At 44.4% G+C, this 15,407-nt stretch carries 16 protein-coding genes; 5 read left to right on the forward strand and 11 right to left on the reverse strand.

The features are described from left to right. Window positions 1-7 precede the first annotated feature (7 nt). The 5 genes from B649_RS03700 to mnmH form a co-directional block, all read right to left on the reverse strand. Window positions 8-274 carry a heavy metal-associated domain-containing protein gene (locus B649_RS03700; protein WP_015653163.1) on the reverse strand — a complete coding sequence of 89 codons (267 nt, stop codon included), beginning with the start codon at window positions 272-274 and terminating at the stop codon, window positions 8-10. Beyond that, entirely contained in the window at window positions 262-870 is a 609-nt protein-coding gene (locus tag B649_RS12085; protein ID WP_015653164.1) for a sulfurtransferase TusA family protein, read from the reverse strand. The genes B649_RS03700 and B649_RS12085 overlap by 13 nt, the downstream gene beginning before the upstream one ends. Continuing rightward, complete coding sequence (locus B649_RS03715; protein ID WP_015653165.1) at window positions 867-1,958, reverse strand: transglutaminase-like domain-containing protein; 1,092 nt, start codon at window positions 1,956-1,958, stop codon at window positions 867-869. Before B649_RS03715 ends, B649_RS12085 begins: the two co-directional genes overlap by 4 nt. A gap of 85 nt (window positions 1,959-2,043) precedes the next feature. Further along, window positions 2,044-3,078 (reverse strand): selenide, water dikinase SelD, encoded by a 1,035-nt coding sequence (selD, locus tag B649_RS03720; protein WP_015653166.1) that lies wholly within the window; start codon window positions 3,076-3,078, stop codon window positions 2,044-2,046. Next, the gene (gene mnmH, locus B649_RS03725) at window positions 3,062-4,072 is read right to left on the reverse strand and encodes a tRNA 2-selenouridine(34) synthase MnmH (protein ID WP_051013695.1); all 1,011 of its coding nucleotides are present in this window, start codon (window positions 4,070-4,072) and stop codon (window positions 3,062-3,064) included. The genes selD and mnmH overlap by 17 nt, the downstream gene beginning before the upstream one ends. A gap of 81 nt (window positions 4,073-4,153) precedes the next feature. On the opposite strand from mnmH, the gene B649_RS03730 reads away from it, so the two are divergent. Continuing rightward, entirely contained in the window at window positions 4,154-4,681 is a 528-nt protein-coding gene (locus tag B649_RS03730; protein ID WP_015653168.1) for a YaeQ family protein, read from the forward strand. A gap of 98 nt (window positions 4,682-4,779) precedes the next feature. Next, window positions 4,780-5,502, forward strand: a complete 723-nt coding sequence (locus tag B649_RS03735; protein ID WP_015653169.1) for an ATP-binding protein — start codon at window positions 4,780-4,782, stop codon at window positions 5,500-5,502. A 49-nt stretch (window positions 5,503-5,551) separates the two neighbouring features. On the opposite strand, the gene B649_RS03740 is transcribed toward B649_RS03735, so the two are convergent. After that, window positions 5,552-8,665 (reverse strand): EAL domain-containing protein, encoded by a 3,114-nt coding sequence (locus B649_RS03740; protein ID WP_015653170.1) that lies wholly within the window; start codon window positions 8,663-8,665, stop codon window positions 5,552-5,554. A gap of 157 nt (window positions 8,666-8,822) precedes the next feature. Between B649_RS03740 and B649_RS03745 the strand changes: the two genes are divergently transcribed. Continuing rightward, window positions 8,823-9,530, forward strand: coding sequence for a YebC/PmpR family DNA-binding transcriptional regulator (locus tag B649_RS03745; RefSeq protein WP_015653171.1), 708 nt, complete (start codon window positions 8,823-8,825; stop codon window positions 9,528-9,530). Between the two features lie 56 nt (window positions 9,531-9,586). Here the strand turns inward: B649_RS03745 and B649_RS12090 are convergent, their stop codons facing one another. The 3 genes from B649_RS12090 to B649_RS03755 all read right to left on the reverse strand — a co-directional run bounded on the left by B649_RS12090 (window position 9,587) and on the right by B649_RS03755 (window position 13,018). After that, a complete protein-coding gene (locus B649_RS12090; protein ID WP_015653172.1) occupies window positions 9,587-10,273 on the reverse strand; it encodes a lytic transglycosylase domain-containing protein in 687 nt (228 codons plus the stop codon). 136 nt (window positions 10,274-10,409) lie between these two features. After that, on the reverse strand, window positions 10,410-10,553 hold the full coding sequence (locus tag B649_RS12445) for a hypothetical protein (RefSeq protein ID WP_291750932.1): 144 nt from the start codon (window positions 10,551-10,553) through the stop codon (window positions 10,410-10,412). A gap of 311 nt (window positions 10,554-10,864) precedes the next feature. Continuing rightward, a complete protein-coding gene (locus B649_RS03755; protein WP_041192392.1) occupies window positions 10,865-13,018 on the reverse strand; it encodes a WD40 repeat domain-containing protein in 2,154 nt (717 codons plus the stop codon). A 106-nt stretch (window positions 13,019-13,124) separates the two neighbouring features. Here B649_RS03755 and B649_RS03760 point away from each other — a divergent pair, with 106 nt between their 5' ends. Beyond that, entirely contained in the window at window positions 13,125-13,445 is a 321-nt protein-coding gene (locus B649_RS03760; protein ID WP_015653174.1) for a hypothetical protein, read from the forward strand. Between the two features lies 1 nt (window position 13,446). Here the strand turns inward: B649_RS03760 and B649_RS03765 are convergent, their stop codons facing one another. Further along, window positions 13,447-14,385 (reverse strand): methyltransferase domain-containing protein, encoded by a 939-nt coding sequence (locus tag B649_RS03765; RefSeq protein WP_015653175.1) that lies wholly within the window; start codon window positions 14,383-14,385, stop codon window positions 13,447-13,449. Then, complete coding sequence (locus B649_RS03770) at window positions 14,370-15,050, reverse strand: TIGR01621 family pseudouridine synthase (RefSeq protein ID WP_015653176.1); 681 nt, start codon at window positions 15,048-15,050, stop codon at window positions 14,370-14,372. The genes B649_RS03765 and B649_RS03770 overlap by 16 nt, the downstream gene beginning before the upstream one ends. Window positions 15,051-15,141: 91 nt before the next feature. Here B649_RS03770 and B649_RS03775 point away from each other — a divergent pair, with 91 nt between their 5' ends. Then, a complete protein-coding gene (locus tag B649_RS03775; RefSeq protein ID WP_291750933.1) occupies window positions 15,142-15,399 on the forward strand; it encodes a hypothetical protein in 258 nt (85 codons plus the stop codon). Window positions 15,400-15,407: the final 8 nt, after the last annotated feature.

Here is a 15,407-nt window from a genome sequence, read left to right on the forward strand (position 1 = left end):
CGTACTTTTATTTTTGTACCTGCGCTATGGCGCTATACCCAGTCTGTGCCACGGAATCCTGCATCATCCGAAGCGTAATCTTCTCATCTGTTATAACGAGCGCACTCTCATTTTTAAAATTGACTTTCGCCTCTTGAACTCCTGAGACACCCATCAACGCTTTTTTAACCGCCAGTGTGCAGGCGATGCAGTGCATTCCGTTGATATGGAGCTTCCACTCTTTGGCGTACGCGAGAGAGACCAATAGAAGCAAGCTGATGGCTATTCTCCCCATATCAATACCTCATAATAGGGATAGAAGAGGGCGGCAAGGCTAAAGAGAAAGAGTCCCCAAAAAAGGATCAATAAGATTTTAGAAGTGAGGCTTGGGACACAATCGCATTCGATCTGTTTTTTGATCACCATTTGGTAAAATCCGATGCTCAGCATCAAAACGGCAAAGGCGGTAAATAGCCACCGATAACTGTTGAGTTCGGGAACATTGATAACCCCTGCGAAGGAGATGCCGAACACCATAAAAAGGGTCGGAACCAAACAACATGAGGCAGAGAGAAGCGCCGTGATGAGTGCACCGAACAGTATGAGTACCGCACTGCGCCGCTCCTGCTGCATCATGACATCGACGGGGTTCTCTTCGTCGTTCTCAACGTATCCTCTCCCTTTTACGATGATGAGACGGGTAGCCCCATGGGCAAGTTCCTCTTCACTAAAGGTGCAGTGCTGTGAGAGGGCAAAGCGCTTACAGTTTTCCCGTCCTGATAGAGTGTTGACCTCTACGATAAGGACGGCATCTTCTGGGAGGGCATCGAGAGCCTTTTTTGTCTCCAGTACGGGAGCCGGGCAATCCATATCACGGCAGTCTAGGATCATAGAACACCTCTGAGGGAGTGGAACGTATAGCGATAGTTTCTCGGATCAAAGGGGTCGAGGTATTCGCCGTCCACTTCGCCGTACGGGTAGCCGAACGAGTCGAGGGTACCTTGGGTATTGGCGGGGGAGAGATTGAAATCGCGGGCGTGGTTGAGTGCCATCCAGTTGTTCTCCCAAAAGCCGAAGAATTTGTTGGCGAGTTCACGGGCGCGGGGGGAGTTTTTATCGATTCCTTCTTTGAGTACCAGTTTCGTGATGTCGGCAGGGTCGCACGGTATCCATCCCATATTCGGGATAAAAAATTCCACCTTACAATGCTGTGCTTTGGTATTATCTTCGCCCGCTCCAAAGGCAGGAGAGAGACGTGAAGCTCCGAGCCGAATCCCCATCACCTCACGTGCGGGGATAGCGCTGGCGCGCATCAGCGCAACGCAGAGTGCCGACATATCGAGGCACTTGCCTCCCATGCGACCCTCTTTTTCCAACGTTGCTAACATCGCATTCGGGCTGCCTACGCCGCATCCTTGTACGCTCTCATCACGGTAGCTGTTCGCCACAATCCAGTCGTAGATTTTGCGGGCTTTTTTGAGGGGATTTTTTTCTCCTCCGACGATACTTTTGGCAACTTTGGCAACGGCTCCGTTGGTGGGGATATGGGCTGAGGGGGCTAAAAACTCTCTCGCTTTTTCGAGTGTTTCGGGGCAGATTCGTTTGGGGCGGAAATCGCATTGGCGATCTCTCAGCGCAATACTCATCGTTATTTCGAGTGTTTTGCTCACGGCACTTTTTTCCCAATGGACATAAAAAGTACGGGCGCCGCAGAGGTTGTGATCGCTCTCGAAATGGCTCTCTGCATTGGTTGTGTTTCCAAGCTCGATAATGCGCTGAAATCCGTTGATATCGGAGGGGAGGGGAACCCATAGGGAACACTCTTTGGTGCTATGGTGGGAGAGATCAAAGCTCCAGCGGAGTTCATACACTGCAAGACCTTCTTTGATCGTCGGTGTTGAAGAGGCGTTAAGAAAAGAGGGGGTGAGGCAAATCGCCCCCGTAATAGCTGTTTTTTTAATGAATTCGCGTCTATGCATAAACATCCTTTTTTATAAATTCCCGTTCGCCCTGAGCTTGTCGAAGGGTAAGTTCATGGTTCGACAAGCTCACCACGAACGGCACTCATAGTATTACAATGTCACTATTTGTTTTAGCGAGAACTTGAGCAACAATCACAGCAGGTATCCCCTCGTTCAGACACCGTTCTACCATCTTTTCGGCATTTTTAGGGGTCGCCGCAATCATAAGTCCCCCCGATGTTTGGGCATCGAAAAGGATCATCTCCAGATCGGCTCCGACGTTACGTTTGAAGTGTACTTTGGATTCGAGATACTCTTTGTTGGCATAGCTTCCAGCAGGGATAATCCCCATCGATGCCATCGGTAACGCTTCGGCGAAAAACGGGACGGCGGAGCACTCTACTTCTATCGTTTTAGTGCCTCCGCTCATCTCCGCCAAATGACCTAAAAATCCGAATCCCGTCACATCGGTACACGCATGGGCGTCAAACTCCCGTGCGATGAGGGAGGCTTTATAGTTGAGGGTACGCATCGTTTCAGCGACCTTCATCACGGTAGGCTCATCCAGCAGGTCTGCTTTGATTGCGGTGATCAGGATTCCCAGTCCCAGAGGTTTGGTGAGGACGATCAAATCCCCTTCGCTTACTGTATTGTTACGGAGTATTTTATCGGGGTGGACAAATCCGGTGCATGAGAGACCATAAAGCATCTCAGGGGTTTCGATCGTATGTCCGCCGACGATTACCGCACCGCACTCTTGCGCTTTGCTTTGCCCGCCGCGTAGAATCTCGGTGAGCACTTCGGTGGGGAGGTTTTTTCCGTCAAATCCGACGAGATTGAGTGCCGTCTTGGCATCGCCCCCCATGGCGAAGACGTCGCTTAGAGAATTAGCCGCCGCAATTTGACCGTAGATGAAGGGATCATCGACCACGGGGGTGATAAAATCAACCGTCTGTACCATCGCAAGATCACTGCTGATGCGGTACACGCCCGCATCCTCATTCCCCTCAAATCCGACGAGTAAATCTTTGTGAAACGATTTCAGATGACAAGTGACGTTTTCGAGCGAGCCGGGGGAGAGTTTGGCAGCGCATCCCGAGGCCCGGACAAATTTTGTGAGCTTAGCGTCGTTGTTCATCTTGAATTCCTCTGAGAATTTCGAGTGTTTTTGTGAGGTCATCATTGCAGATACTTACATCAGGCTTGATGGTCACTTTGTAAACTTTGTCGTAATACTGCGTCAATAAGATCTCAGAAACTCTGGACAAATCACCGTTAAGAAATGCGGTGATACTGGAATCTTTATCGTCACGGCTGATGTAGGGAGAAATTCGTTCCATCCGCGCCATAAAAAAGCGCTCATCCATCGCATCGTACATTCGCATGATCCGCTCCACTCTCTGTTCCAGAGGTGCCGTGATCTCAACGCGAAATCCCGATTCCATCTGCTTGTAAAGTGCAGCGGGGAGCATGATTTTTCCGATCCGTTTGCTCTCGGCTTCGACAAAAGCACTTTGGGCTGGATTAAGAGCGAGAAGGGCATGGGTCAACCGATTTTGGAACTCTTTTTGGGTGGGTTGTGCGCCGTTGACATCGCCGAAGACCGAACCGTAGTGATTGGCCATTTTTTCAAGATCGATCACATTGTCCAGTTCACTCAGGAGGTCGCTTTTGCCACACCCCGTATTTCCGGCAAGGGTTATAAAGTGCAGTGGCGGGAGATTCTCCAAATAGTCGGTCACAAACGTTCGGTACGATTTGTATCCTCCGATAACACGGTCGATCCGGTATCCTATATCGGACAAGATCGTTCCGAGTGAGGAAGAACGCATACCGCCGCGTGCGCAATAGATCGCTATTCTGGAGTTTGGGGTAAATGTCGGATAGATATCGTGAATGTGGCGAGCCGCGTTGAGACAGACATACGAAGCTCCCTTTACACGTGCTTCAAATGGGGATATCTGTTTGTATATCGTCCCGATTTCGTGATGTTCTTCGTCACTTAGCGCGTAAAAATTTTGCGCAGAGGGGACGTGGGATTCACCGTACTCGTGCGGACTTCGCGCATCGATGATAAGGTCATAAGTATTTTGGGATTCTAAAAAGGTTTCAATCGGTATGGTTTGTATCATTTCGAATTTTACCATTTATCCGCTAATAGCTCCATTATAAGCCCCTTTATGCCATAATCCCACACATACAAGGGAGTTCTCATGGCGGCAGGTTCGACGATTTACAAAGCACAGCTGAGCATAGCCGATATGGATCGCAACTACTACGAGACTCACGAGATCACAATCGCACAGCACCCCTCCGAGACGGATCAGCGTTTAATGATCCGTCTTGCAGCATTTGCTCTTAATGCGTCCGACCAGATGGTTATCACAAAAGGGATCGGAGGGGATGACGAACCCGAACTGTGGGAGAAAAACTACGGCGGCGAAGTGGTGCTGTGGATCGATTTGGGACAGATGGATGAGAAACGGCTCCGAAAGGCGTGCGGACGCTCTGAACAGGTCATCGTTTATACCTATAACCTCAAAAGTGCCACCGCATGGTGGAGACAATACGGTACGACGTTTGCGCGGTTTAAAAATCTCCGTGTAATCCATTTAGATGCGGAGGAAATAGAGAAGCTGTGTGCACGCTCTATGCGTCTGCAATGCAATATCTGTGACGGAGAGCTCAGTTTTCACAGTGAACGGGGAGATGTTACGATACTACAAGAACCGTGGCAATAATACGTCACTAATCGCTACACCTGTTTCTCCTTTATCTCTAAATCTGTTACCTTTAGCTATACTTATCCCCACTATTATCTCACTTTACGGATAAACGCATGAAACGAAAAATCGGAAAATTTAAAAGTTCTATCGCGACTCTCGAACTTCAAGACCGCGTATTGCGCGAAAATACCCTTATTCTGGCGGAACCGGGTTCAGGAAAAACACACCTTGCAAATAAAATTCGAGAATTTGTAATTGAGAGCGGTATTCCTACCCTTTATCTCGATTTTTCCGATCCTACCCCGGATCAAGTTGAAGAAAAATTCAAAATCAGCAGCGATTTTTACTATATGCATTTTAATGAAAGTGATGAGTTTGATGCTGCATTGGACACCGCAATCGCGGAACGTAAAAATATCTATATGGCAGTCAGCCCTGCATTTTTTGCAAGTAAACGGGATATCAAAAGCAAGCTTTCTCAAATGATGCAAAAGCGTGAACTTTTGGAAAATTATTACTACATTATGCAGGAAATCGCCAGCCTAGAAGGGTTTTATACCAAATTCGAAGACTTTATTTTCTATATCTTCGATCTTGTTAACCTGAAAAAATTCGGCCTCACCTTTTTGGCACAGCCGCATGAGATGTTTGAGAACCCGCGTATTAAACTTCTGTTTTCATTCCTCTTTGTCGGTCGTTGTACGAATGCTTTTTATTACAATACGACAGTTCTTCGCTCGATGGAACCGAATACCTTCTTGTATCAGCATCGCGTCGATAATCGTTCCCTTCTCTTTAACAATATCCAAAGCGATATCGTCTTTATCGACAAATAAGCTTATCCGTGTGTTTGCAGTTTAGTGGAGCAACTCTAAACGTTTTGTTTTAGTGTTGATCTCGAAAGACTTCAAATGCCTCTTTGGGGAGAGGTTTGGAAAAATAGTATCCCTGAATCTCATCGCACCCTTGTTCATGAAGATAGTTCAGCTGACCAACCGTCTCTACCCCTTCCGCAATGGTTTGTAACCCTAAGCTTTTAGCCATACTGATGATGGCCGCTACGATTGCTTTATCTTCGGGGTCAACATTGATGTCTCGGACAAAGGATTGATCGATTTTGAGTTTATAGACATTGAATTTTTTGAGATAGTTCAAAGACGAATAACCGGTTCCGAAATCATCGATTGACATACGAACACCACGCTCATGTAGTTCATTCATTACATTAATTGCCCTTTGCGGATCGTACATTGCAACGCTTTCGGTCAGCTCGAGTTCCAAATACTCTGGTGGCAATCCTACTTCTTCGAGAATAGTAGCAACTTGAATTGGCAAGTTTGGTGAGCGAAATTGTACGGCTGAGAGGTTAACGGCCATAATGAGAGGGGAAGATCCTTGATCTATCCACTCTTTTGCTATTCTTATCGCGGTGCGAAGTACCCATTCGCCGATGGATAAAATCGTACCATTTTCTTCAGCGATCGGTATAAATTCGGCAGGAGAAATATTCCCAAGTTCAGGATGATTCCACCGTAACAGCGCCTCTGCCCCGATGATTTTTTTCTCTTGAGTTGAAAATTGAGGTTGATAGCACAGATACAGCTGATTACGCTCGAGAGCATGACGCAGGGCATTGCTGATTTCAAGGTTTCGGAGGGAATGGAGCTGCATCTCTTCGGTAAAAAAACAAAAACCGTTTCGTCCCTCTTGTTTTGCCCGATACATTGCCGTATCAGCATTTTTATACAATGTTTCGAAATCGCCTCCGTCGTGGGGATAGAGGGCAATACCGATCGAAGCACTGATACTGAGTTCATGCTCTCCAATTTGAAAAGGTTTATTGAACGCATCCAAGAGTTTTTGAGCCACTTGCGATGCTCCATTGAAAAGAATATTTGGCAGCAGAATGATAAATTCATCGCCCCCCATACGAGATATGGTATCTTCCTCTCTCAAAAGTGATTTGAGCCGTATGGCTGTTTCGATCAAAAGTCTATCACCGGTACTGTGGCCTAGCGAATCGTTGATATCTTTGAAATGGTCAAGATCGAGGAACATGACGGTGACATTGGTGTTGTTTCGTTTCGCTAAAGAGAGCAAATCTTTGATTTGGCTATCCAGCTGTGTTCGATTAGGCAGGCCTGTAAGGTTGTCGAAATTTGCCAGATAACGGATTCTCTCTTCATTTTGTTTGCGTTCGGTGGTGTCTCGTGTAATTCCCAACAGCATCGTGACATTCCTAGCACTGTCACGTAAGGGGGTTGCATGCGTTTCGAGCCACCGTTTTGTCCCTTTGAGACCTTGAATCTCAAATTCTAAAATACCGCTTTCTCCGTTCATCACACTTTTGTGCAGGGCGATAAACGGGGCACGCCACTGAGGGAGAATGTAATCAACCAGGCTGTGTTTTTGGACTTCTTCGAGTGTCTCAGCTTCCAACATTTCCAGTCCGGCAGGATTCATTTCCAAAAGTACTCCGCGTGAATCTACGAGTTTGACACATTCGGGTTCATTGTCAATAATCGTCTTGAGATGGGTTTGACTTTTTTTCAAAGCCTCTTCAGCCTCTTTTCGAGCAGCGTCACGTTTAAAGCTCTCCAATGCGTAGCTGATATCCATTGCCATTTCTATGAGTAATTTTTGTGCCGCTTCATCAAAAGCATTTAGCGATTCAGCATAAAGGGAAAAAACACCTATGACTTTCCCATTATACTTTAGAGGAAGGGCGGCAGATGAACCCCAACCGTATTGTTTACCTTGTTCATGCCACCTTTTGGTTGTCGGATTATTTTGAAAATCTTGACACCAAAATGGGCGATTTTCATGTAATGTACGGCCGGTAGGACCTTGGCTGCTTGGGTCTTTCGGATCGTTTGATATAGCAAGCCCTTCGAGATAATCGGTGCCGTCTCCGTAAAAATTGACCGCTTTGAGCATTTGAGAGGATTCATCGACTAGTCCAATCCATGCCATTTTCATCCCGCCGAAATCGACCGCATCACGGCAGATAATCGGAAATAGCTCTTCAATACTGGTAGAGCGTACGATTGCCTGATTGCATTGGCTGAGAGCTGCATAAAGTTTTTTAAGCCGTTCATTATTTGCAATAAGCTCTTTGAGCTTTTCTTGGGTTTCCCCTAACCACCCCAAGATACTTTCTTTATTGGTATCTTTTATCTTTATTGTGTGTGAAAAATCTCCGCTGCCGATGTGTGTAATGTACTCATGCACGTCATCGACTGAGCTTCCTAGCGTTATTCGCAGTGTTTTGTTCAGACGCCAAAGCATAAAGAGTAAGAATAATCCGATCAGAATTAAAATATTCCGTAAAATAAAAGCGGCTGTTTCAGCAGAGTGAACCGCAGCCGTCGTTCGGACACTCATTAAATGATAAAACTCATCGATAGGATGCATGATTGAGGCTTTGGCATTATGGTAGGTTTCATCGTGGAGGAGTTCAAGTGCTTTATAGTACAGAATATCTTTTTCAACGGAGGAGGCTGTTTTTGACTCGATTAGTATCATTGCAGCAAATTCGGTTTGGGTGAGAGTGTCAGAGTTACGTTTTGCTTCGGAGAGTTTAGCAAACTCAGCATCGGTAAACTCTGCTTGACGCATCATTTCGATCAGGGGGAGTGACTCATTACTGCGAGAGCGGGGTCGTTGGTTATTCAATCCGACCAAATCCCAATAAATGTTTTGATATTGAAGGGGGCGGGGGATTTTACCGTTGCGGATATCAAGAATTTCTTGGTAATGATTTTTATAGGCGATATTTCCGGTTGCGACATAGGTACGGACCATGCGGGTCAGATCGTCTGAAGATTGACGTAATTCATCCGCGAGTAAAAAGGAACGTAGACGCAATTCATTAGCATGTTCTATTCGTTTTTCGGCATAGACGTAAGCGATGAAGATGGCAATGAAAAGTATTAAAATAGCGATTGTTTGCCAAAGATTTCGTGCAAAAGGAGAGTCAAACTTTTTTTTGGGTGACACGAATCTTCCTTTTCACATGGATTACAAATTGAGTCTACTCTTATAGGATAGCATAATCCAGATAAACATCGTTATACAGCAATAAAGGAGTTGTTAAAATCCCTTAAAACGGCTATAATTTCACAATTTTTTAAGTAAATTCGAGGGAGAGTACCGTATGGGAAGAGCGTTTGAATATCGCAAAGCGGCAAAAATGAAGCGTTGGGGAAATATGTCACGCGTATTTCCAAAACTCGGCAAAATTATCACAATGGCGGCTAAAGAGGGTGGTGAAGATCCCGATATGAACCCGAAACTCCGCAGTGCGATTTTGACGGCTAAAGCGCAAAATATGCCGAAAGACAATATCGATGCGGCGATCAAACGCGCCAGCGGTAAAGACGCTATTTCCTTGGCAGAGATGAACATTGAGGGAAAAGCGCCTCATGGTGCGCTCATTTTTGTGGAGTGTGCTACCGATAACAATGCCCGTACGATTTCGAATGTTCGTACGATTTTTGGTCGTGCCAAAGGGGAAACTCTTAACAACGGTTCGCTCGAATTTATGTTCAGTCGTAAAGCGGTGTTTCGATTTCCAAAACCTGCTATGGATCTCGAAGAGCTTGAATTCGCACTCATCGATGCAGGGTTGGAAAGTATCGAAGAAGAAGAGGGTGAAGTGAGTGTGTACGGCGAATACACCGCATTTGGAGCTTTGTCGGCTGAACTTGAAAGTTTGGGGATTACACCTGATAGCGCTGCGTTAGAGCGTATCGCAAACTCTCCGGTAGAGTTTAGCGATGAGCAAATGGCGGATATTGAAAAACTGATCGATAAGCTCGAAGAGGACGATGACGTCCAAGCGGTTTATACGAATATCGGATAAATGAAGCCGTTCACCCTGAGCATGTCGAAGGGTGTTTGTTCATAGTTTGACATACCCTATAGGGCACGTGGGCTCACTACGACGGAAGTTTGTTCTTTCTCATCTTCTGCTTTTGTGTAATGTATTTTTGCATCGAGCAGCAGTGTTTTAGCGAAATGGGCTTTCGTTCCTGAGGGGAAGTGAGGGTCTTTGAGTAAAACGGATATTTTTTTACTTCCATTATGTTGAATGATCCTCTTTAGTGTTCCCTCTCCCATGGCATAGGCGAAATCAGCCAAATACCAGCTTCCAAACTCTTTTTTGAGGTATTTTATATAGCGTATCGCTGCATCCGTAGATTTATCGGGATCTAAGCGTTCGTCATGCCCTTTTTTGACACTCAATCCGAAATTTTTAGCGCTTTGTTTACCGAATTGCCATAAACCGGCTGTTCCATAGCCTCGAGACGATGGATTGAATTTTGATTCGGCATACGGAATTAGTGCGAAAAAAACGGGGATTTCTTCTGCGGTAAATTTGGCTTTGATGTGTTCAATCTCGGTGGTTGTTTGGGTATAACGATGATAGAGAGGTTTAATGGTCCCTCGATAGCGATCGAGGGTATTATCCAGAACTTGGGTGTCATTTAAACTCTCTTCGCTTCCCAGTGATTGCAGTGAAAGATTGATCGCTTCGACTTCGCTTCGGGCATACAGGGTCAGTGAACCCATAAAAATAAATAATAAAAAGAGAGGTTTGAGCATGATTACCCTTTGTATGAAGTTCTTATCCTAGCGAAATAGATTTAATGGGTCAACAACGCTTGTAAATCTCTCAGAGAATCGATCCGATAGGGTGCGGCGCTGAAATCGTGGCTAGCGGTAAAGTCATTTTTAACGACTACACATTCGATTCCGGCATAAGTCCCCTCTGAGAATCTTCAACGACAATCGCCTCACTAATAAGATGTGCATCGAAAAGCTGTAAGTCTTTGAGATAGGGGGCAAGGTGCATTTTGGCTCTTTGGTAATCTTCTTCGCACAAGATAAATTTTATTAAACGGGTAAGTTTTTTCTCTTGATGAATTTAAAATCAACTCTTCGTGAGGTTGTCACTATCCCCATCCGATACTGCTGCGAGAGATCCTCTATCACCTCTTCGACTCCCTCGATAAAGATATCTTCGGTACGAAGGTAATGCTGATAATAGTTGCTTCAGCATTCGCGTGCATGGTTCATGAGTTCCGGATAATCATCCAGTTCCAGTGTCGCTCCCAGCTCTTTCCTTGGAACGGAAATACCATACTTCAGTTTCGACGAGGCCCGTTATTGTCAAAGTGAATGAAATGTTTCACGTTAGGCTATTTTACCTCGCAGCTCAGTGATATGGTATATCCACTGATCTCGTTGTTTCGGGCATAAAAGAGCTTGTTCAATCTTAGGGGTGATATGTTTGTGTTTGGCTATTCTCAGCAGATGGCGTATTTCTGTATCTATTCCGAACAAATCGCAGTAGTTGGCGACTCCCACTGAAAAAATGTCCGGATTTGAGTCGAGCAGTTTTTTGAGTTGAACATGATAGGATGAACGTAAAAGGTCACCGATACGCTCATGGCGCCCAGGTAGATTGATTAGATTTATAAATTCTTTTTTAATCGCAGATGCATCACCTATTGAAGCATATTTTTCACATCGTTCTAATTTTTCCAGCCATAATATTTCCAGCTCCTGTGCCCATGGCAAAATCATCAATTCTGAATGGGTATCAATCAAACTGTATGCTGATCGCCAGTGGCTGTGAGTTATGGCATGGTGAAGATTCAAGGCATGTGAAACAAACGTTTTAATGTTTAAAAATTCTTTTTCGTACTGAGGAATCAGACTGAACTCACTCATGAGTACCTGAACATATTCAAATGTTTGCTCTTTTAATGCTTCGGTAATAGCAGCTATCAGCTCGCCGGCCTCCTTGATGAGATCATTGTAGGAGGGAAGTTTTCGTAGGAGTGGATAGCGTATTATTAGATGGTTGAGTTGTGTATAGTTTCGTTCATAGACTGCTTTGGAATACATTCTGAAAATATCAGTATGCTGAATCAGCAGTAGTATGTATGGACGCTTGGCATTGACTGTCGCAAAAGGGGCTAGCTCTGCTTGTGCCTCTTGTCTCTTGTCAACGAACATTAATTTTTGCGCTTTTTTGAATCGTTCGCCCCATTGCTCTTCCACTTTCGCGTATAACATAGTGGAGTTTAACAGGGGAAACTGTTCGACAAGGCCGTAAAAAGGGGAGAATTTTTGATGTTTGAAAAGGTAGCTTAGTTGTTTCATTTGTGAAAATGCCGCTAATATAGCACCGATTTCTTTTGACTTGGTTGGCATGAATGGTTGCAGGTGTATTTTGGCTTGTTCGGTCTCTCCCTTTTCGAGTAGCGCTTTAGCGTGCTGTAGGGAACGTTGAAAGAGGGATTCAAGAAGATTATAGGTGTTGCTCTCTTTGAGCAGAGGCTCTTGTTCACAGTAAAGATAAGCCTGTGCGTACGATTTTGATTCTATAAGCTTTTCGAGCTGATTAAACGGAAGGAGATCGAATTGAAAAAGTTCGCCGGTTGCGGTTCCGACGTAGAGATTATCGGATTCATCTTTGCATAGTGCTGTAATCGGCTGATCGACATCAATATAACGTTCATAGATAATCTGCATCGTATTTGCATTGATCAGGGTAGCGTAGGGTTTGTCACCGACGGCTAAAATATAAGATTCCTGTCCAATCTTTAGTAACTGGCTAATGGTATTTATGGAGGTAGAGAGACGTTGATTTGGATGTTTGCCTTTGGAATCGATTTTTAAAATAGTACCGCTTCGGTTTCCGATGATTAGGTTGTCTTTGTAGAAAAGTAAAGCAGAGTTTTCAACGTAGCTCGGATGATAGCGCTTTGTTCTGGTCTGGGATCGATAATGGGTTAAAACGACACTTCCGCCATATCCAGATGTGGCCAGACGATTCCCATCAAAAGCAAAGGCAGAGACAAAGTTAATTTTCGGTTTGACATACAAAGAGGTATACTCAGGGTAAGAGTGCAACCTGGAAATAAGTGCAGGCGAATCAAAACGCCAGAGCAATACTCGACCTTGATCTGTTCCGCAGATAAAATGAAGACCGTCATTTGCAAACATGAGTGCAGTAGGTGTTTGTTGATCGAGTTCAAAGCGATGGATAATTTTTTTTTCTTGAAGATCGATAATATTTAATCTTTCACTTCGTGTGTTTCCGAAAAGAAGGTTCATATGGTTTGGATCGAAAGCACATAAAAGTTGAGCATTTTCAGGAATATTCAAACGTAAGATTTTTTTATTTGTCTTGGTTTGAGTATTAAATAGACAAATTTCATGATTAGCAGTTACAACACCGATTAGAGGATATTGCAGAGGCTGTATCAGAACTATTGGTGATTCAAACTGTGTCAAATCGGTTTTAGTAGGCATATTTTTATAGTTCTCAGTTGGCATTATTGATTGTAGGGGCAGTATAGCATAACACCATGCAGATAATACCAATTTTTGTAATGGTTGGCTACAATAGTTGTATCGATTTTATAGTAAGAAGGAAAACTTCATGCAGTCAGAGAGAAAGCTGATTATTCGTTTTGCACTTGATTTTGATATCAAGGAGATCAATACGTATGCAGGGTACAAAGGTGATTTAATCGTTAAAATTACGACGACTGATATGAAAGCAGTCACGGAAATACGAAGGTATGCGAATAGTTTAAATATTAAAGAAGTTGTCGTTAAACAAAATCCGCATCTTTTAGAGTTTGAAGTCTTTTGTGTTACGCCGGATAAAGAAGTTTACCATCTCAAAGAAGAAGATGAGACGGTGGAAGCCATTCATATCAAACACCCGGTTAAAGATATTTGGAACGGAAGTAAGTAATTTATCCTATTTTTGTCCCGGTTAAAAATAGATAATCTTTACCCGTAACGGTAACTCGAAACTTTTTTTGCTGCAAATATTTTTTACAGTAGTAGATATCTTTGATGAGTATCGACATTTCTGAATAGGGATAATTAGGAGCTTTGGCACCGTAAATCATCTCTCCTCCCATCCAACGGCAATTTGGAAATCCTAAAATCATCGCCCCTTCTTTACTCAAATACTCTTGCACTAACGACGCAAAGAGGGCTTTGAACTCCAATGTACTGCTTTGCAATGTTCCGATCGTGATGATGAGGTCAAAGCGTCCTAAGTCGAGTGAGGCGAGATCGTTGATGTCGTGGACGTAAAAGATAGCATTCCCCTCATTGAATCGCTCTCGTGCAACACTGATGGCACTTTGTGAAAAATCGATCCCGACGAGGGAGAGATTCATGTACTCTTCAGAGGAGAGGATTTGACGGATGAGGTCGAATTCGTCCCCTGTATTGATCCCCAGATTAAGAATCCGTTTTCTCTCCCCGACTTTGACGCTATGTAAAGCTCGCAGGTAGGCGCTCAGAAATGCCGGTTCTTCGTTTTTATGAATCGCCGCGAAACGGGATGCGATTCCGTATTTTTCCTCTTTTTCCTCTGAACGGTGAAACGAATCGCTGAGGTCGAGTTTTTCGTAAGTGATTTGTACGGTGTGTTCAGAAATGATCTTCGGTGTCAGCATCCGACAAAACAGCAATTCGCCTAAATCACTCCATGCTTTGTAACTGCGATAGAGATACTCATTTCCATTGATCGTGATGGTTTCACCTGCATAGTGTCCGCGACCGATATCGGGATTGAGAGCTTCGAAGGTTAGGTGATCGGCCCCTTTTAGGGTTTCATGCGCCCATGAGAGGATATCGGTAAGGGGTTCGGTAGTAAAGGCTTTCAAAACATCTCCCACGGTTTATTCCATACAATGAGTTGAGTTTTACATGCCTCACTTCCAAACCGCTCCCCCTCATCGGGGGATGAAACAAACTCAAATGCTTCATCGTTTAAATGAAACCGAAGAGCGAAGGCGTGCAGATACCCCCGTTCTTCCTTGCGTGCTTCATCGGACTGTGCATAGCGCTCATCTCCTGCGATGGGGGAGCCGAGACTTTTGAGGGCGACGCGGATTTGATGGGTTTTACCCGTATGAGGCTTAATGAGAAAAAAGCGCTCATGGGTACGCAAGGCACAGCTGATAAACTGAGTGATAGCAGGATTCTCCATCGTCGTGAGAAGTTTATAATCCCCCCGTCGCGCACTGCTCATGTCTCCTTTAATCCACCCCATTTTCTTCTTCGGTTTGCGCATCGAGACGGCGAGATAGTATTTTTCAATCTCTCTATTTTCGAACATTTTTCCGAATTGTGCCGCAGTTTCGGAATTTTTGGCGAGGATCACAAGTCCTGAGGTCATTTTATCGAGACGGTGGACGGGGTAGAGGGGGATTCCGAGCTGTTCGGAAACCTGTACGACAAATCCCGCTTCGGTTTCGGAGTGGAAATTTACACCTGCACCTTTGTGGGCAAGGAGAAAACGGTCGTTTTCATAAACGATAAGAATAGATTTTTGATTCATTTTTAAACGGCTTTTTGATTTAAAATCTTATTTTCATATTGTACCTGCATTAACATACAGTTTATATTTCATAGTGCTTTATAGTGCTAAAATGATAAAAATGAGGATTGAAATATTCAAAAAAGGGGCAGGGATGTATGCATACGGAATGCACGGTTGGGGGATGTTTTTTGGTTGGCTGATTCCTATAGGATTGTTATTAATGCTTGTCTATTTTTTCAATGAAAAAAGAGGTTCATCCGCTAAAGATATTTTGGATCGGCGTTATGCCAAAGGGGAAATTGATACCAAAGAATACCGAGAACGGCTGAAAGAACTTAGTTCTGTGAACGAGGATAATAGCGATTAATAAAGGAT

This window comes from Candidatus Sulfuricurvum sp. RIFRC-1 (assembly GCF_000310245.1).
Classification (GTDB): Bacteria; Campylobacterota; Campylobacteria; order Campylobacterales; family Sulfurimonadaceae; genus Sulfuricurvum.